This window comes from Streptomyces sp. NPDC059743 (assembly GCF_042732975.1).
GTDB lineage: Bacteria > Actinomycetota > Actinomycetes > Streptomycetales > Streptomycetaceae > Streptomyces.
Genome location: NZ_JBHWGS010000014.1, coordinates 123244 through 138549, shown reverse-complemented (window position 1 = coordinate 138549; position 15306 = coordinate 123244). Strand labels below are relative to the sequence as shown.

The window sequence follows — 15306 nt, the reverse complement described above, 5'->3', positions numbered from 1 at the left end:
GGGCTCAGGTGCGGCGCCGGAGCGGATACGGGCCGGGCCTCAGGCGCCCCAGCCGGCCGGCGTGCCGCCGACCCGTTCGGCGACGATCCTCTTGCCGTACCCGGAGGCGTGATACGCGGCGACGGGATTGGCGTCCGCGCCCAGTTCCGCGCGGACCTCGGCCACCAGCGGGCGTACGTCCGTGCTGAAGGCGTCCATGAGCACCGCGTTCGCCGCCAGCACGTCACCGCTCCGCTGGGCCGCGTCGAGCGCCTCCGCGTCCACCAGCAGCGCCTTGGCCGTGGCCTCCTGGACGTTCATCACCGACCGGATGATCGCCGGGATCTTCTCCTCGATGTTGTGGCACTGGTCGAGCATGAACGCCGTCTCCGCCGTGAACCCGCCGCCTCTGATCACCTCGTACATGATCCGGAAGAGCTGGAAGGGATCCGCGGCCCCGGCCATCAGATCGTCGTCCGCGTAGAAGCGGGAGTTGAAGTCGAATCCGCCGAGCTTTCCCTCGCGCAGCAGTACCGCGACGATGAACTCGATATTGGTGCCCGGCGCGTGGTGCCCGGTGTCCACGACCACCTGCGCCTTCGGGCCCAGCTTCAGACAGTGCGCGTACGCCGTTCCCCAGTCCGGCACATCCGTGGCGTAGAAGGCCGGTTCGAACAGCTTGTACTCCAGCAGCATCCGCCGCCCGTCGCCGAGCCGCTCGTACACCGCGGACAGCGCCTCGGCGAGCCGTCCCTGACGTGCCGAGATGTCGTCCTGGCCCGGATAGTTGATCCCGTCCGAGAACCACAGCTTCAGATCGCGCGAGCCGGTCGCGTCCATGATGTCCACGCACTCCAGCAGATGGTTCAGCGCCTTGCGGCGCACGGCCGGATCCGGATGCGTGACGGATCCGAGCTTGTAGTCGTCGTCCTGGAACACGTTCGAGTTGATCGCTCCGACGCGCAGTCCCAGCTCCCGGGCCCGCGCGGCCAGCGCGCCGTAGTCGTCCACCCGGTCCCACGGGATGTGCAGCGCCACCGTGGGCGCCACGCCCGTATGCGCGTGCACCCGCGCGGCGTCCGCGAGCTTCTCGGCGGGCGTACGCGGCACACCGGGCTGGGCGAACACCTTGAACCGGGTGCCGGAATTCCCGAACGCCCACGACGGCGTCTCGACAGCCTGTGACTTCAGCGCCGCCTTCACAGCGGACTCGGCGGATCGACCCGTCATATCTCAGCGCTCCCGTGGTGCGGACTCGCGGGGCCGGCCGGAGTCGGTGCCGCGATTCCTTATGAATCGTTTCATCGCGGCGAAGCTATGGGAGTCGTCGGAGGGTGTCAACCCTCCGCGCGACACCTCCATTTGTTCGGGTCGCACCCCTGTGAATTCACCCGAAATTGTCGAGCACAGCCCATTGACGCCGCCCTGGAACGCCGTTTAGCTTCCGTGCAACCTCATTGAAACCTTTCACGGCGGGCGGTGCCCCAGGCCCGTCGCCGCTGAGGAGCCCAAATGAACCAGCCCGCCACGGGCCCCGCCCCGGTCCTGGCCCTGAAGGATGTGAGCAAGTCCTTCGGCGCCGTACGGGCCTTGCGGGACGTCTCCCTGCGACTGTTCCCCGGCGAGGCGCACGCGCTCGCCGGGGAGAACGGCGCGGGCAAGTCCACCCTGATCAAGACGCTCGCCGGGGTGCACAGGCCCGATGCCGGCGAGGTGCTTCTCGACGGCACACCTGTTGTCTTCCACGGACCTGCCGACGCCCGCGACGCCGGGATCGCCGTCATCTACCAGGAGCCGACGCTCTTCCCCGATCTGTCGATCGCCGAGAACATCTTCATGGGCCGCCAGCCCCGACGCTCGCTCGGCCGTATCGACCGCAGGGCCGTACGGGAGAGCACCGCCGCCCTGATGAAGCGACTCGGTGTGGAGCTCGACCCGGACCGTCCCGCGCGCGGGCTGTCCATCGCGGACCAGCAGATCGTCGAGATCGCCAAGGCGCTCTCCTTCGACGCGCGCGTGCTGATCATGGACGAGCCCACGGCGGCGCTGACGGGCAGCGAGACCGCCCGGCTCTTCTCCGTCGTGCGGACTCTGCGGGCCGAGGGCGCCGCCGTGCTCTTCATCTCTCACCGGCTCGGCGAGATATTCGAGCTCTGCCAGCGCGTCACCACCCTGCGCGACGGCTGGCTGATCTCCTCCGAGCCACTGGCCGGACTCACCGAGGACGATCTGGTCCGTGCCATGGTCGGCCGCGATCTCGGCGAGCTGTATCCCAAGCAGCGGGCCGCGGTGGGCGAGACCGCCCTGTCGGTGCGCCGGCTGACCCGGGAGGGAGTGTTCCGGGACATCTCCTTCGAGGTACGGCGAGGCGAGATCGTCGCTCTCGCGGGACTCGTCGGCGCCGGGCGCAGCGAGGTGGCGCAGGCCGTCTTCGGTGTCGACCGGGCCGACGCGGGCGAGGTGGAGGTCGACGGACGGAAGCTGCCCGCCGGTTCACCGACCGCGGCCATGGACGCCGGACTCGCGCTCGTGCCCGAGGACCGGCGGCTGCGCGGACTGGTGATGGAGATGTCCATCGAACGCAATATCGGGCTGACCGGGCTCGGCCGGCTCGGCAAGGGCGGACTGGTGCGCCGGGCGCTGGAGCGCGGCAGGGCCGCCGACTGGGCCGTACGTCTCCAGCTCAAGTACAACCGTCTCGCCGATCCCGTTGGTGTGCTCTCCGGCGGCAATCAGCAGAAGGTCGTCCTCGCCAAGTGGCTCGCCACCGAACCGGCCGTCCTCATCGTCGACGAACCGACCCGGGGCATCGACGTCGGCACCAAGGCGGAGGTGCACCGGCTGCTCTCCTCCCTGGCCGCGGAAGGACTCGCCGTCCTGATGATCTCCTCCGATCTGCCCGAGGTCCTGGGCATGGCCGACCGGGTCCTCGTCATGCATGAAGGCCGTCTCACCGCCGAGATCCCGCGCGCGGAGGCCACCGAGGAGACGGTGATGGCCGCCGCGACCGGCCGCGCCGAAAGGGCGGCGGCATGACCACCTTGCTGGACAGGCCCGCCGAAGCGGGCCGCGACGAGCGCTCGTCACGCTCGCTGGTCGACGCCGTGTTCCGGGCCAGGGAGATCAGCATCGCCGGCGCGCTGGCGCTGCTCGTCCTCGGCACCTGGATCTCCAATCCGCGCTTCCTGGACGACCAGGGCGTCAAGGACCTCCTTCTCAACGCCTCCATCCTGGTCCTGCTCGCCGTCGGCCAGTCCGTGGTCGTCGTCACCCGCAATATCGACCTCTCGGTCGGCTCCGTCGTCGGGCTCTCCGCCTTCGCCTGCGGCCAGTTCGTCGCCGGGACCGACCACGGTGTGCTCACCGTCATGCTGCTCGGTACCGCACTCGGTGTGGGCTGCGGCCTGGTCAGCGGCGCACTGGTCAGCTTCGGCCGCGTCCCGGCGCTCGTGGTCACCCTCGGGATGCTCTACATCATCCAGGGCCTCGACTACTGGTGGGCACAGGGCGAGCAGATCAGCGCCAACGACATCCCGGAACCGGTCCTCGACCTGGGCAGCGGCAGCGTCTTCGGCATCCCGTACCTTCCGCTGATCGCCCTCGTGCTGCTCGCGCTCACCGCGTACTACCTGCGGAGCTACCGCTCGGGACGCGAGCTGTACGCGATCGGCTCCAGCCCGGAGGCCGCGCGGCTCGCGGGCGTACCGATCCGCCGCAGGATCCTCGCGGCGTACGCCTTCTCCGGTGCCGTGGCCGGATTCGCCGGCGCCCTCTGGCTCGCCCGCTTCGGCACCGTCGTCGCGGACAACGCCCATGGCTGGGAACTCACCGTCGTCAGCGCCGTGGTCGTCGGCGGTGTCGCCATCACGGGCGGTACGGGCACGGTGTGGGGCGCGGCGCTCGGCGCGCTGCTGCTCACCACCATCGGCAGCGCCCTGGTCGTCCTCAAGGTCGACGCGTTCTGGCAGGGCGCCATCACCGGCGCGCTGCTCCTCGCCGCCATCACCGTCGACCGGATCGTCTCCCTGCGCATGACAGCCGCACTGAGGAAGAGGAGCGCCCGCCATGGGAACGGCGCCTGAGACAGAGACCGCGCCGGAGACCGCGCCCGGGCCCCGGGCAGACACGCCCGAGCCGCGCCCGAGCGCCGGGCGGCTGCTACGGACGGTGGGACTGCGCTGGGACACCGCGGTCGGCGTTCTGCTGGTGGCGGTCTTCGTGACCGGCCTCGGCACCACCGACGGCTTCGCCTCCGGCGAGAATCTCGCCTTCGCCTTCAACGACATCGCCGAAGTCGCCCTGATCGCCCTGCCCATGACCTTGCTGGTGGTGGCCGGACAGATCGATCTGTCCGTCGCCTCCATGCTGGGCCTCGGCAGCGCGCTCACCGGCGCGCTGTGGAACGCGGGCTGGGCCTTCGAGCTGATCGTGCCCGTGGTGCTGCTGGCCGGTGTCGCGGGCGGACTGCTCAACGGCTGGCTGGTCACCCGGGTGGGACTGCCCTCGCTCGCCGTCACCATCGGCACACTCGCCCTCTACCGCGGGCTCGCCTCGGTCGCGCTCGGCAGTGACGCCGTCACCGACTTCCCGCAGGTGTACGCCGACTGGGCCGTGGACACCACCACGGTCCCTGGCACCTTCCTGACCTATCCCGTCGTCCTGTTCCTCGTACTGGCGCTCGCCACGGCCGTACTGCTCCACTCCACCTCCTTCGGACGGTCGCTGTTCGCCATCGGCGCGCAGGAGGAGGCCGCCTACTTCGCCGGGATCAGGGTCAAGCGGTTCAAGCTGATCCTCTTCGTGGTCACCGGAGTGTTCTCGGCCTTCGCCGGAATCGTCTTCACTCTGCGGTACGGCAGCGCGCGGGCCGACAACGGCCTCGGTTTCGAGATGCTCGTCATCGCCTCCGTCCTGCTCGGCGGCGTCGACTTCGACGGCGGCAAGGGCACGCTCTTCGGCGCGGTCGCCGGTGTGCTGCTGATCGGAGTCCTCAAAAATCTGCTCACGCTCAACGATGTGCCGAACGAGGTCCAGGTCATCGTGACCGGGCTGCTGCTCGTCGCCTCGGTCCTCACGCCGAGAGTCATCGCCACCGTGGTGGAGCGCCGTCATCGGCGCGCGGCCGTCGGTACGTCCGGGCCCTGAGCCTCCCGCCCTGCCCCGAGCCCGGCCCTTCAACCGCACCACCCTCCTCCGACTCACCTCACCTCGCCTTTGCCCAGCCTCTGCCGTACTTCCCGAAAGGCCTGTGCCCGCCATGATCATCCGTACCGCCGCCCGGCGCCGCGCGGCGGCCACCGCCGCCACCGTCTGTGCCCTCGCCGTCGCCCTGACCGCCTGCTCCGGCACCACCAAGAACAGCACCGAGAAGGACACCACGAAGGCGGACACCGCCGCCGAGGCCAATCCGGACGCGCCGCTGAAGAAGGGCCTCAAGCTCGCCTTCCTGCCCAAGCAGATCAACAATCCGTACGAGAAGATCGTGGACGAGGCCGGTATTGCCGCCGCGGCCGAGTACGGCGCCACCGGCAAGGAGGTCGGTCCCTCCGACGCCAGCGCCTCCTCGCAGGTCTCGTACATCAACACCCTCATCCAGCAGCGCCAGGACGCCATCCTGATCGCGGCCAACGACCCGAACGCGGTCTGCGGCCCGCTCAAGCAGGCCATGAAGAAGGACATCAAGGTCGTCGCGTACGACTCCGACACCGCCAAGGACTGCCGCCAGCTCTTCATCAACCAGGCCAGCTCCGAGGAGATAGGCCGGAGCCTCGTCCAGCACCTCGGTGAACAGATCGGCCACCAGGGCAAGATCGCGATCCTCTCGGCCACCCAGAACGCCACGAACCAGAACACCTGGATCGAGTTCATGAAGGACGAGTTGAAGCTGCCCAAGTACCGGAACATGCAGCTCGTGAAGGTCGCGTACGGCGACGACGCGGACCAGAAGTCCTTCCAGCAGACGCAGGGCCTGCTCCAGGCCTATCCGGACCTCAAGGGCATCATTTCGCCGACCACCGTCGGAATCGCCGCCGCCGCCCGCTATCTCAGCGACTCCTCGTACAAGGGCAAGGTCGTGCTCAACGGGCTGGGCACACCGAACCAGATGCGCAAGTACGTCAAGGACGGCACCGTCGAGCAGTTCTCGCTCTGGAACCCGGAGGAGCTCGGCTATCTGGGGTCGTACGCGGCAGCCGCCCTGGCGTCGGGACAGATCACCGGCGCCGAGGGTGAGAAGTTCAAGGCGGGCAAGCTCGGCGAGTACACCGTCGGGAAGGACGGCGAGGTCATCCTCGGCGAGCCGACCGTCTTCGACAAGAACAACATCGACACGTTCGACTTCTGACCGGCCCAGCCGGAGACCTGAACGGAGCCGCCATGACCGTCCGTACCGCAGCCGTCGCCCGCAAGCCCAGGATCGGGCTGGTCGCGGGCGGACTGGGCGCCTACTGGCCGCAGTTCCCCGATCTTCTGCCGCAGCTACGGCGCTCCGCCGACCGGGTCACCACGCGCATGCGGGAGTTCGACGCCGAGGTCGTTGACGTCGGCTTCATCTCGGACGCCCGGGAAGGCGCCGAGGCGGCCGGGAAACTGCGCGCCGCCGACTGCGATCTGATCGTCGGTTTCCTCACCACCTATATGACGGCGACCATGCTCGTTCCCGTCGCCCAGCGCAGCGGCGCGCCCGTCCTGCTGATCAATCTCCAGCCCACACCGTCCATGGACCACGCCTCCTTCGACACCGGACAGTGGCTCGCCTACTGCGGTGCCTGTCCGCTGCCGGAGATGGCCAACGCCTTCGAGCGCGTAGGCGTCCCTTTCCGCTCCGTCTCCGGACATCTTGAGGACGAGCGGGCCTGGGAGCGCATCGGCCGCTGGATCCGGGCCGCCGGAGTCCGCTCCGTCCTGCGCCACGGCCGGCACGGTCTGATGGGACATCTCTATCCCGGTATGTACGACGTCTCCACCGACCTCACCATGGTCCCGGGACATCTCGGCGGCCATGTCGAGGTCGTGGAGTTCGACGATCTGCGCGTACGGGTCGAGCAGGTCAAGGACGGAGAACTCACCGCGAAGCTCGACGAGACCCGCGAGGTCTTCGAGCTCGCCGACTCCGTGGTCGAGGACGATCTGCGCTGGGCCGCGCGTGTCTCCGCCGGACTCGACCGGCTTGTCGCCGACTTCGACCTGGACTCGCTCGCGTACTACCACCGAGGGCTCGACGGCGAGATCCATGAACGGCTCGGCGCGGGCATGATCCTCGGCTCCTCGCTGCTGACCGCCCGCGGAGTTCCGGCCTGCGGCGAGTACGAACTGCGCACCTCGCTCGCGATGCTGATCGCCGACCGTCTCGGCGCCGGCGGCTCCTTCACCGAACTCCAGGCACTGGACTTCACGGCCGGAGTGGTGGAGATGGGCCATGACGGCCCCGGGCATCTCGCCATCAGCGAGCGCAAGCCACTGCTGCGCGGACTCGGTGTCTACCACGGCAAGCGCGGCTGGGGCGTCTCCGTCGAGTTCGACGTACGGCACGGGCCCGTCACCCTGGTCGGCCTGGGACAGAGCCGTGACGGCCGCTACCGGTTGGTCGCGGCCGAGGGCGAGGTCGTTCCCGGGCCGCATCTGGAGATCGGCAACACCACCTCCCGTGTCGACTTCGGCTGCGATCCGGGGGAGTGGACCGATGCCTGGAGCGCCAGTGGTGTCGGTCACCACTGGGCCCTGGCCACCGGCCGGCTGCTGCCCGAGCTGCGCGCGCTCTCCGGTCTGACCGGCCTGGACCTGGTGGAGGTCACCGTCTGATGCGGCGTCCGGTGGGGATCAAGGACGTGGCCGGGGCGGCCGGTGTCTCGGTGGGCACCGTCTCGAATGTGATCAACCGCCCGGACACCGTCACGGAGGAGACCCGCCGGCGCGTTCAGTCCGCCATCGAACGGCTCGGCTATGTACGCAGCGAGTCCGCGCGCCAGCTCCGCGCCGGGCGCAGCCGCATTCTGGCCATGCTCGTCCTCGACATGGCGAATCCGTTCTTCGTGGTGGTGGCCTCGGGCGCGGAACGCTCGGCGCGCGCGGCCGGACTCGGTGTGATGCTCTGCAACAGCGCCGAGAACCCGGCGGAGGAGGCCACCTATCTCACGCTCTTCTCCGAACAGCGCGTACGAGGTGTGCTGGTGACTCCGGCCGACACCAGCGGCCGCAATCTCGACGCGTTCCGGCGCCATGACATCCCGTTCGTCCTTGTCGACCGTGTCGTACCGAGCGCGGACGGCTGTTCGGTGTCCGTGGACGATGTGACCGGCGGCGCGATGGCCGTACGCCATCTGCTGCGCGGCGGATGCCGGGATATCGCGTATGTCAGCGGCCCGATGCGTCTGCCGCAGTGCCAGAGCCGCCGTGAGGGCGCGCTGCTCGCCCTCGCCGAGGCGGGGCTGCCGCCCGTGTCGCTCCGCCATGTGGAGGCAGCGCGACTCGATGTGGCCGCGGGCCGGGACGCCGGAGCGCGGCTGCTCGGGATGGCGCCACGGCCCAGAGCGGTGTTCTGCGCCAACGACCTGCTCGCGCTGGGCGTGCTCCAGACGCTCTACCACGCGGGCGTACGGGTGCCCGAGGAGATGGCGCTTGTTGGCTACGACGACATCGAGTTCGCGTCCGCAGCCGCCGTACCGCTGACATCGGTGCGCCGGCCCGCCTTCCGGCTCGGCGGCGCCGCGGCCGATCTGCTGATCGAGGAGACCGGCGACGGGGCCGCCGGGCACCGGCACCGGCGTATCGTGCTCCAGCCCGAACTGGTGGTGCGCGCCTCGACGCTCTCCCGTGCGCGTGGCTGACGGGCTGACGGGCTGACGGTGCGTCCGGTTGCCCGCAGTGGCCGGATCGGCCGGATGCGCCCTGGCCGCCGCGCCATCACTTGGTCTAGACCTTGACAGGTTCACGGGATTCCGATTTGGTTCCCTCACCCCCCATGGCGAGCAGCGGGACACCCGGTTGCTCGCGCGAAGGAGTGAGTCGTTTGAGACAGCGCGTCCTGGCCCTGTTCGCGGCGATGGTTTCGGCCCTCGCCCTCACGATTTTCCTGCCCGCCTCTTCCGCCTCCGCCGCGACCTGCGCGGCGGGATGGAACGCGTCCGCCGTGTATACCGGCGGTAACACGGCTTCGTACAACGGTCACAACTGGTCGGCCAAGTGGTGGACGCAGGGAGAGACTCCCGGCACCACCGATGTCTGGGCCGACCAGGGCATCTGTGACGGTTCCAGCCCGGGCGGCGGCTCCGGCGCCTGTGACTACCCGGCCTGGGTGGCGGGCCGTGCGTATGTCGCCGGCAACATCGTGAAGTACACCGACGGCAAGTTCTACATCGCGGAGCACGACAACCCGGGCTACGACCCGGTCATCAGCACCTGGTACTGGGAGCCGTACAACTGCACCGGCACCCCGCCGACCGATCCGCCGCCGGCCGGTGGCTTCGTCGTCAGCGAGAGCCAGTTCAACCAGATGTTCCCGAGCCGGAATTCCTTCTACACGTACAGCGGGCTGACGGCCGCGCTGAGCGCGTACCCGGGCTTCGCGAACACCGGCAGTGACACGGTGAAGCGGCAGGAGGCCGCGGCCTTCCTCGCCAATGTGAGTCACGAGACCGGTGGTCTGGTGCATGTGGTGGAGCAGAACACCGCCAACTACCCCCACTACTGCGACACTTCACAGCCCTACGGCTGCCCGGCCGGTCAGGCCGCGTACTACGGGCGTGGTCCGATCCAGCTGAGCTGGAACTTCAACTACAAGGCCGCGGGCGACGCGCTCGGTATCAACCTGCTGGCCGATCCGTGGCGTGTGGAGCGTGAGTCGGCGGTGGCCTGGAAGACCGGTCTCTGGTACTGGAACACCCAGAACGGTCCGGGCACGATGACGCCGCACAACGCGATGGTGAACCAGGCCGGCTTCGGCCAGACCATCCGCTCGATCAACGGCTCACTGGAGTGCGACGGGCGCAACCCGGCGCAGGTCCAGAGCCGGATCAACAACTACCAGCGCTTCGTGCAGATCCTCGGCACCACTCCCGGAGCCAATCTGAGCTGCTGACCCTATTCGGTCCCCGCGCCCGTGGCCTTCGAGCCGCCGGGTGCGAGTGCGAAGGCCGGTCCGACGACCTCCGGGTCGCCGTTCCGGCCTTCGTGCGGTCCGGGCCGTTCCTCCCTGACCAGTTCGGCGTTGAACTGCGCACCGGCCAGCAGGGAGAGATTGGTGACCCAGAGCCAGACGAGAAAGACGATGATCCCGGCGAGCGATCCGTACAGCCGGTTGTACGTCCCCGCCTGCGCCGTGTAGAGCGCGAAGCCCGCGGACGTCAGCAGCCAGAGCGCGACCGCGAGGACACCACCGGGCAGCGCGTGGCGCAGCCCGCGTCTGCCGGGCGGACCGGTACGGAACACCACCAGCACCAGAACCGCCGCCAGCGTCAGCAGCAGCGGCCACTTCAGCGCGTTCCACACCAGGCTCACCGTCGAGTCCATCCCCAGGACGCGTCCCAGCGTGGCCGCGACCTCACCGGTCAGCACCAGCGTGAAGGCACTGGTCACCAGCAGCGCCAGCAGGGCGCAGGCGGTGATCGCGATCCGCGGCGCCGTACGCCACGGCGGTCTGCGGTCGACGGTGCCGTACATGGTGTGCAGGGCCCGGCGGAACACACCGAGATAGCTGGAGGCCGACCACACCGCGCCGACGGTGCCGAAGGACGCCAGCACCCAGGCCGCGGAGCGCTGCCGTGCCATCTCCTCCAGGGCGCTGTGGACCAGCATCCGGGACTGCGCGGGAACGAGAACCGTGATCTGACCGGCGAGCTCTCCGCTCGCGCCGGGACCGGCGAGGCCGATGAAGCAGACGGTGACCAGCAGCGCCGGGAAGATCGCCAGAACGGCGTAGTACGTGAGGGCGGCCGCCCGGTCGGTGGCATCGTCCCGCCACAGCGCGAGCGGTGTACGGCGCAGCGCTCCGGTGATCCGTCCCGGCCCGGCGAGCGATGGTCTGTCAGGTGCCGGACCGTCGTGGGCCTGAGCGCTGAGGGCCTCCCGCGCCACAGGATCCCTCTCGCCGTCCTGCGACGGCTCCCGATGCCCGGATTCCTCGGCGGACAAGCTGCCTCCCGTGCTCTCGCTGCTGCGCTGCCGTGCTGCCGGTGATCTTCCGGTCCCGGCCTACCCTGCCTCATCCCTCCACCGGCCCGCGCACCGCACCGCCGCCGCGCTTCCGCGCCCTGCCGACCTGGGGCGTTCGCCCGCCGGATAACTGTTTGCCCACCGTCTCGTTGTGCCGGTCGGGGCGGCGGCCGGTCTTCGCGTGCCCGCGTACCGGGAGCGCCCGCGTACCGGAGCGCCCGCCCAGACACCGACGAGCGGAGGTCCCTTGTGCCAGACGGAACACAGATGGAGCCGAGACCCGTCCACGGACGCCGTCCCGGAACGACGACGACGGCGCCGTCCGGCCGCCGACGCGCCCGCCGCCACTTCCTGCGCGCGCTGTTCGGCCTCGGTGTGGTCGCCGGTACGTCGGCGGTGCTGACGCCCGTCTTCAGAGCGGGCCGCCGGGTGACCGAGGGAGCGGCCGGAGGAGGGGACAAGGGAGCGGAGGCGTCCGGTGAGAGAAGGATCGTCGACGAGATGTACCGAGGACGGCATATCCGGATCGGTGCCACGGGAAGCGCGTACGTACCGCCCGGCGCGAGGTTCCTGGCCGCCTCGGGCGTCTCGCCGCTCCGTCCCGCGCCCGTGCTCGACATCCGTATCGACGGCCGGCCGCTCCAGCTGATGCGGCGCGCGGACGGCAGCTATCTGAGCGCCGTCAACCACTACGAGTCGTTCCCGACACCCTTGGCCGCGGCCCGCGCGGCCGTCGAGGATCTCGCCGGCGCCGAACTGTCGATCTCCGGACCGATCCACCACATCTGAACCCGGGAGGGCCGTCACCGGTGTACACGAGAAAGAACCAGCGGAATCTGACCAGCGCGGAGAGGAGAGGCTTCGTCGGTGCTGTGCTGGAGCTGAAACGCAACGGGGAGTACGACGAGTTCGTACGGCAGCACATCGAGTACTACGTCACCGACGGGGAGGACGGACTGCGCGCCGCGCATATGACACCGTCCTTCTTCCCTTGGCACCGCCGCTTTCTGCTGGAGTTCGAGCGCGCGCTCCAGCGGATCGACCCGAAGGTGACCGTGCCGTACTGGGACTGGACGACCGACAACACACCCGCCGCCGCGCTCTGGTCCGAGGACTTCCTCGGCGGCAACGGCCGCACGCGCGACCATCAGGTCATGACCGGTCCGTTCGCGTATGAGACCGGACAGTGGACGATCATGAACGGAGTGACGGACCGGAAGTACCTCATGCGCAATCTGGGCCGGCCGTCCGCGCCGATCTCGCTGCCCAGCCATGACGAACTGGCCTGGGCGATGAACGAGCCGGTGTACGACATGGAACCCTGGGACTCGACCGCCGCCTCCGGGTTCCGCAACCGGCTGGAGGGCTGGCTGTCCGGCGGTGTCGAGCGCTGGCGCAACCACAATCGGGTCCACCGCTGGGTCGGCGGACATATGCTCGGCGCCTCCTCCCCGAACGATCCCGTCTTCTGGCTCCACCACTCCTTTGTCGATCTGCTCTGGGACCGCTGGCAGCGGCGCCATCCGAAGGCGGTCTATCTGCCGAGGACCCGGCTGCGGCCCGACGATCCGCAGAGCGGACGGGTCATCAGTCTGGAGGAGCCCATGCCGCCGTGGGACGTCAAGCCGTCCGAACTCCTCGACCACCGGGACCTGTACCGCTACGAACAGTGACGGCGCCCGCCCTCGGCACACCACTCCTCGGCGCACCGTCTCGCGGCCTCCGCCCGGAGGACGCGACGGCCTCCCGCGCGCGAACGCGGGAGGCCGTCATTCACGGATCCCGCACGGCACTGGAGCCGTGCGTTCTCACCGGTGATCAGCCGCCGTAGCCACCATGGCCATGGCCCTTGCCGTGCTTGCCCGAGATGTTGGCGCACTGGTTACCGAACGCCGGGTTGAGCAGACCGACCAGGTCGATGGTGTTGCCACAGACGTTGACCGGGATGTGCAGGGGCACCTGGATGACGTTGCCGGACAGAACACCGGGCGAGCCGACTGCCGCCGCCTCGGCCTCGGCGTCGGCAGCGGCCATACCGGCACCGGAGGCCAGCACGGCACCCGTGCCGACGAGAACAGCGGTTGCCTTCGCGATACGCGACATCAAGTTTCTTCTCCTTGGACGTTTGGGAGCGCAGCCGCACGATGTGCGGCCTTCACGCACTTCAACGCCGTGACTCACGCTCGGTAACGGACAACCAGCCATTCGGTGCCGCATCTTCCGGCCCGCGCGCGGACGCGGCTGACCTGGAGTCAGCCGGAGCGGCGGGGCTGGAGTGTGGTGGCATATTCTCCGCCTCGCGCCAGCAGCTCATGGTGGCTGCCCACCTCCACGATCCTGCCGCGGTCCATCACGATGATGCGGTCCGCGTTTCTGATGGTGGAGAGCCGGTGCGCGACCACGAAGACCGTTCTGCCCTGGACGAGATGTGACAGCGCGTCCTGGATCAGTCCCTCCGAGCGGCTGTCGAGCGCCGAGGTCGCCTCGTCCAGCACCAGCACACGCGGATCCCTGATCAGCGCCCTGGCGATCGCGAGCCGCTGCTTCTGACCGCCCGACAGCCGGGCGCCGCGCTGTCCCACCACCGTGTCGAGACCGTCGGGCAGCCGCTCGATGAACTCCATCGCGTGGGCGGCCAGCAGCGCCTCCCGCAGCGCGTCCTCGTCCGCGCCGCCCTCCAGACCGTAGGTGACGTTCTCCCGGATGGTTCCCTCGAACAGGATCGACTCCTGCGGTACGACGGAGAGGAAGCGCCGGTAGGTGCGCAGATCCAGGGACGCCATGTCCGTACCGTCGAGCAGGATCCGGCCCTCCGTGGGCCGGATGAAACCGATCAGCAGATTGAGGATCGTGGACTTGCCCGCGCCCGAGGCGCCCACCAGCGCGACGGTCTCGCCGGGCAGCACCGACAGATCGAATCCGTGCACGGAGTGCTCCGTCGCGTCGGGATAGCGGAAGCCCGTTCCCTGGAAGTCGATCCGTCCCTCGACCCGCTCGACAAGTGTCTTGCCCTCGTTGCTCTCCAGGTCCGGCGCCTGGAGGACCTCACCGACCGAACGTACCGACTCCAGTCCCTTGGAGATGATCGGAGTCAGATTCATCAGCGTCGTCAGCGAGGCGGTCAGCGCGGTGAAGAAGGTGCTGATCATCACCACGTCACCGGCCGAGAGGCCCCACCAGCCGTAGTACGCCACGAGCGCCGAGCCGGAGAGACAGCCGACCGCCATGGTGTTGAGCAGGATCCAGGAGAGCGAGCCGAAGCGGCCGTTGAGCACATCGAGCCGGAATCCGGCGGTGAGCACCCGCTCCAGTGTGTTGTCGACACGGTGCAGCGCCGTGCGCTCCAGACCGTGCGCGCGGGTGATCGGTATGAGCGTCGTCATCTCGCCGACCCGCGACGAGAGCCGCTCGACCTCCAGCCGGAACTCCTCGTTGCTGCTCCGTATCCGGGAGCGCAGCTGGCGTACCAGCAGCGCCGCCAGCGGCACGACGACCAGGAACACCGGCAGCACGACCGGCGTACGGAACCCGATCACCGCCAGTCCGCCCAGCAGCGTCATGATGGCGCCGAGCCCCATGTCGGCGCTCTGCTGGGTCATCGTCTCGACCGACTCGACGTCCCGTACGACCTTGGTCTGGAGCACACCCGCGCTTACCCGGGCGTGGTAGCCGATGGACAGATACTGCATCCGGCGGCAGAGTGCCGAGCGCAGCTCACGTCCCATCCGGCGGATGCTGGCGCTCATCAGACGCGCGTACAGCAGATGCAGCGGGAAGTTGAGCACGAGGACCAGCACCACGGCGCCCGTGTTGTACCAGAGATGGGAGACGGGCCTGTGGTCCACGACCACATCGATGATGTTGGCCGTGATCAGAGGCAGCATCCAGACCGGGATGTGCTTGACGGCGAAGACCACGACGGCGAGCAGCAGCCTGCGGCGGTCGGGGCGGAAGAGGTAGGCGAGCGTGCGGAGCGGATGCTCCCCCGAGTAGTGGTGGTCCAGCGGACTGGAACGCGGGGTTGATTCGGGATTCTGCATGGAGAGCGAGGTCCTCTTTCGAATGATGATCATATTAGCCCTCGGCGTGCAGACATGCAGTCTCCTCCGACCGGCCCACGGTCGGAAGCGCTTTCCGAGGCGCTTTCCGATCCGAGCCCTCCGATGCGCGCCCCAGGAA

Annotated in this window: 13 protein-coding genes; 9 read left to right on the top strand and 4 right to left on the bottom strand. The window is 69.0% G+C overall.

Going from position 1 to position 15306, the window contains the following annotated elements:
* Positions 1-39: 39 nt before the first annotated feature.
* Positions 40-1209, bottom strand: coding sequence for an L-rhamnose isomerase (rhaI, locus tag ACFV6H_RS25030; RefSeq protein ID WP_385545926.1), 1170 nt, complete (start codon positions 1207-1209; stop codon positions 40-42).
* A 282-nt stretch (positions 1210-1491) separates the two neighbouring features.
* Here rhaI and ACFV6H_RS25025 point away from each other — a divergent pair, with 282 nt between their 5' ends.
* From ACFV6H_RS25025 to ACFV6H_RS24995, 7 genes are all read left to right on the top strand, one after another.
* Complete coding sequence (locus tag ACFV6H_RS25025; RefSeq protein ID WP_385545923.1) at positions 1492-3015, top strand: sugar ABC transporter ATP-binding protein; 1524 nt, start codon at positions 1492-1494, stop codon at positions 3013-3015.
* Positions 3012-4061: an ABC transporter permease gene (locus ACFV6H_RS25020; protein ID WP_385545920.1), complete on the top strand. Its 1050-nt coding sequence runs from the start codon at positions 3012-3014 to the stop codon at positions 4059-4061. Before ACFV6H_RS25025 ends, ACFV6H_RS25020 begins: the two co-directional genes overlap by 4 nt.
* The gene (locus ACFV6H_RS25015) at positions 4045-5124 is read left to right on the top strand and encodes an ABC transporter permease (protein WP_385545917.1); all 1080 of its coding nucleotides are present in this window, start codon (positions 4045-4047) and stop codon (positions 5122-5124) included. The genes ACFV6H_RS25020 and ACFV6H_RS25015 overlap by 17 nt, the downstream gene beginning before the upstream one ends.
* A 112-nt stretch (positions 5125-5236) precedes the next feature.
* Complete coding sequence (rhaS, locus tag ACFV6H_RS25010) at positions 5237-6322, top strand: rhamnose ABC transporter substrate-binding protein (protein WP_385545914.1); 1086 nt, start codon at positions 5237-5239, stop codon at positions 6320-6322.
* A 32-nt stretch (positions 6323-6354) separates the two neighbouring features.
* Positions 6355-7779, top strand: coding sequence for an arabinose isomerase (locus ACFV6H_RS25005; RefSeq protein WP_385545911.1), 1425 nt, complete (start codon positions 6355-6357; stop codon positions 7777-7779).
* The gene (locus ACFV6H_RS25000) at positions 7779-8804 is read left to right on the top strand and encodes a LacI family DNA-binding transcriptional regulator (protein ID WP_385545908.1); all 1026 of its coding nucleotides are present in this window, start codon (positions 7779-7781) and stop codon (positions 8802-8804) included. The genes ACFV6H_RS25005 and ACFV6H_RS25000 overlap by 1 nt, the downstream gene beginning before the upstream one ends.
* 182 nt (positions 8805-8986) lie before the next feature.
* Positions 8987-10054, top strand: a complete 1068-nt coding sequence (locus ACFV6H_RS24995) for a glycoside hydrolase family 19 protein (RefSeq protein ID WP_385545905.1) — start codon at positions 8987-8989, stop codon at positions 10052-10054.
* Between the two features lie 2 nt (positions 10055-10056).
* On the opposite strand, the gene ACFV6H_RS24990 is transcribed toward ACFV6H_RS24995, so the two are convergent.
* Positions 10057-11106: a YihY/virulence factor BrkB family protein gene (locus ACFV6H_RS24990; protein ID WP_385545902.1), complete on the bottom strand. Its 1050-nt coding sequence runs from the start codon at positions 11104-11106 to the stop codon at positions 10057-10059.
* 288 nt (positions 11107-11394) lie between these two features.
* On the opposite strand from ACFV6H_RS24990, the gene ACFV6H_RS24985 reads away from it, so the two are divergent.
* Together ACFV6H_RS24985 and ACFV6H_RS24980 are read left to right on the top strand one after the other, a co-directional pair.
* Entirely contained in the window at positions 11395-11916 is a 522-nt protein-coding gene (locus tag ACFV6H_RS24985; RefSeq protein ID WP_385545899.1) for a tyrosinase family oxidase copper chaperone, read from the top strand.
* A 20-nt stretch (positions 11917-11936) separates the two neighbouring features.
* Positions 11937-12800: a tyrosinase family protein gene (locus tag ACFV6H_RS24980; RefSeq protein ID WP_385545896.1), complete on the top strand. Its 864-nt coding sequence runs from the start codon at positions 11937-11939 to the stop codon at positions 12798-12800.
* A gap of 145 nt (positions 12801-12945) precedes the next feature.
* Here ACFV6H_RS24980 and ACFV6H_RS24975 read toward each other — a convergent pair whose 3' ends face one another.
* Both ACFV6H_RS24975 and ACFV6H_RS24970 read right to left on the bottom strand, forming a co-directional pair.
* The gene (locus tag ACFV6H_RS24975; protein WP_385545893.1) at positions 12946-13230 is read right to left on the bottom strand and encodes a chaplin; all 285 of its coding nucleotides are present in this window, start codon (positions 13228-13230) and stop codon (positions 12946-12948) included.
* A 149-nt stretch (positions 13231-13379) separates the two neighbouring features.
* Positions 13380-15167 carry an ABC transporter ATP-binding protein gene (locus ACFV6H_RS24970; RefSeq protein WP_385546229.1) on the bottom strand — a complete coding sequence of 596 codons (1788 nt, stop codon included), beginning with the start codon at positions 15165-15167 and terminating at the stop codon, positions 13380-13382.
* Positions 15168-15306 lie beyond the last annotated feature (139 nt).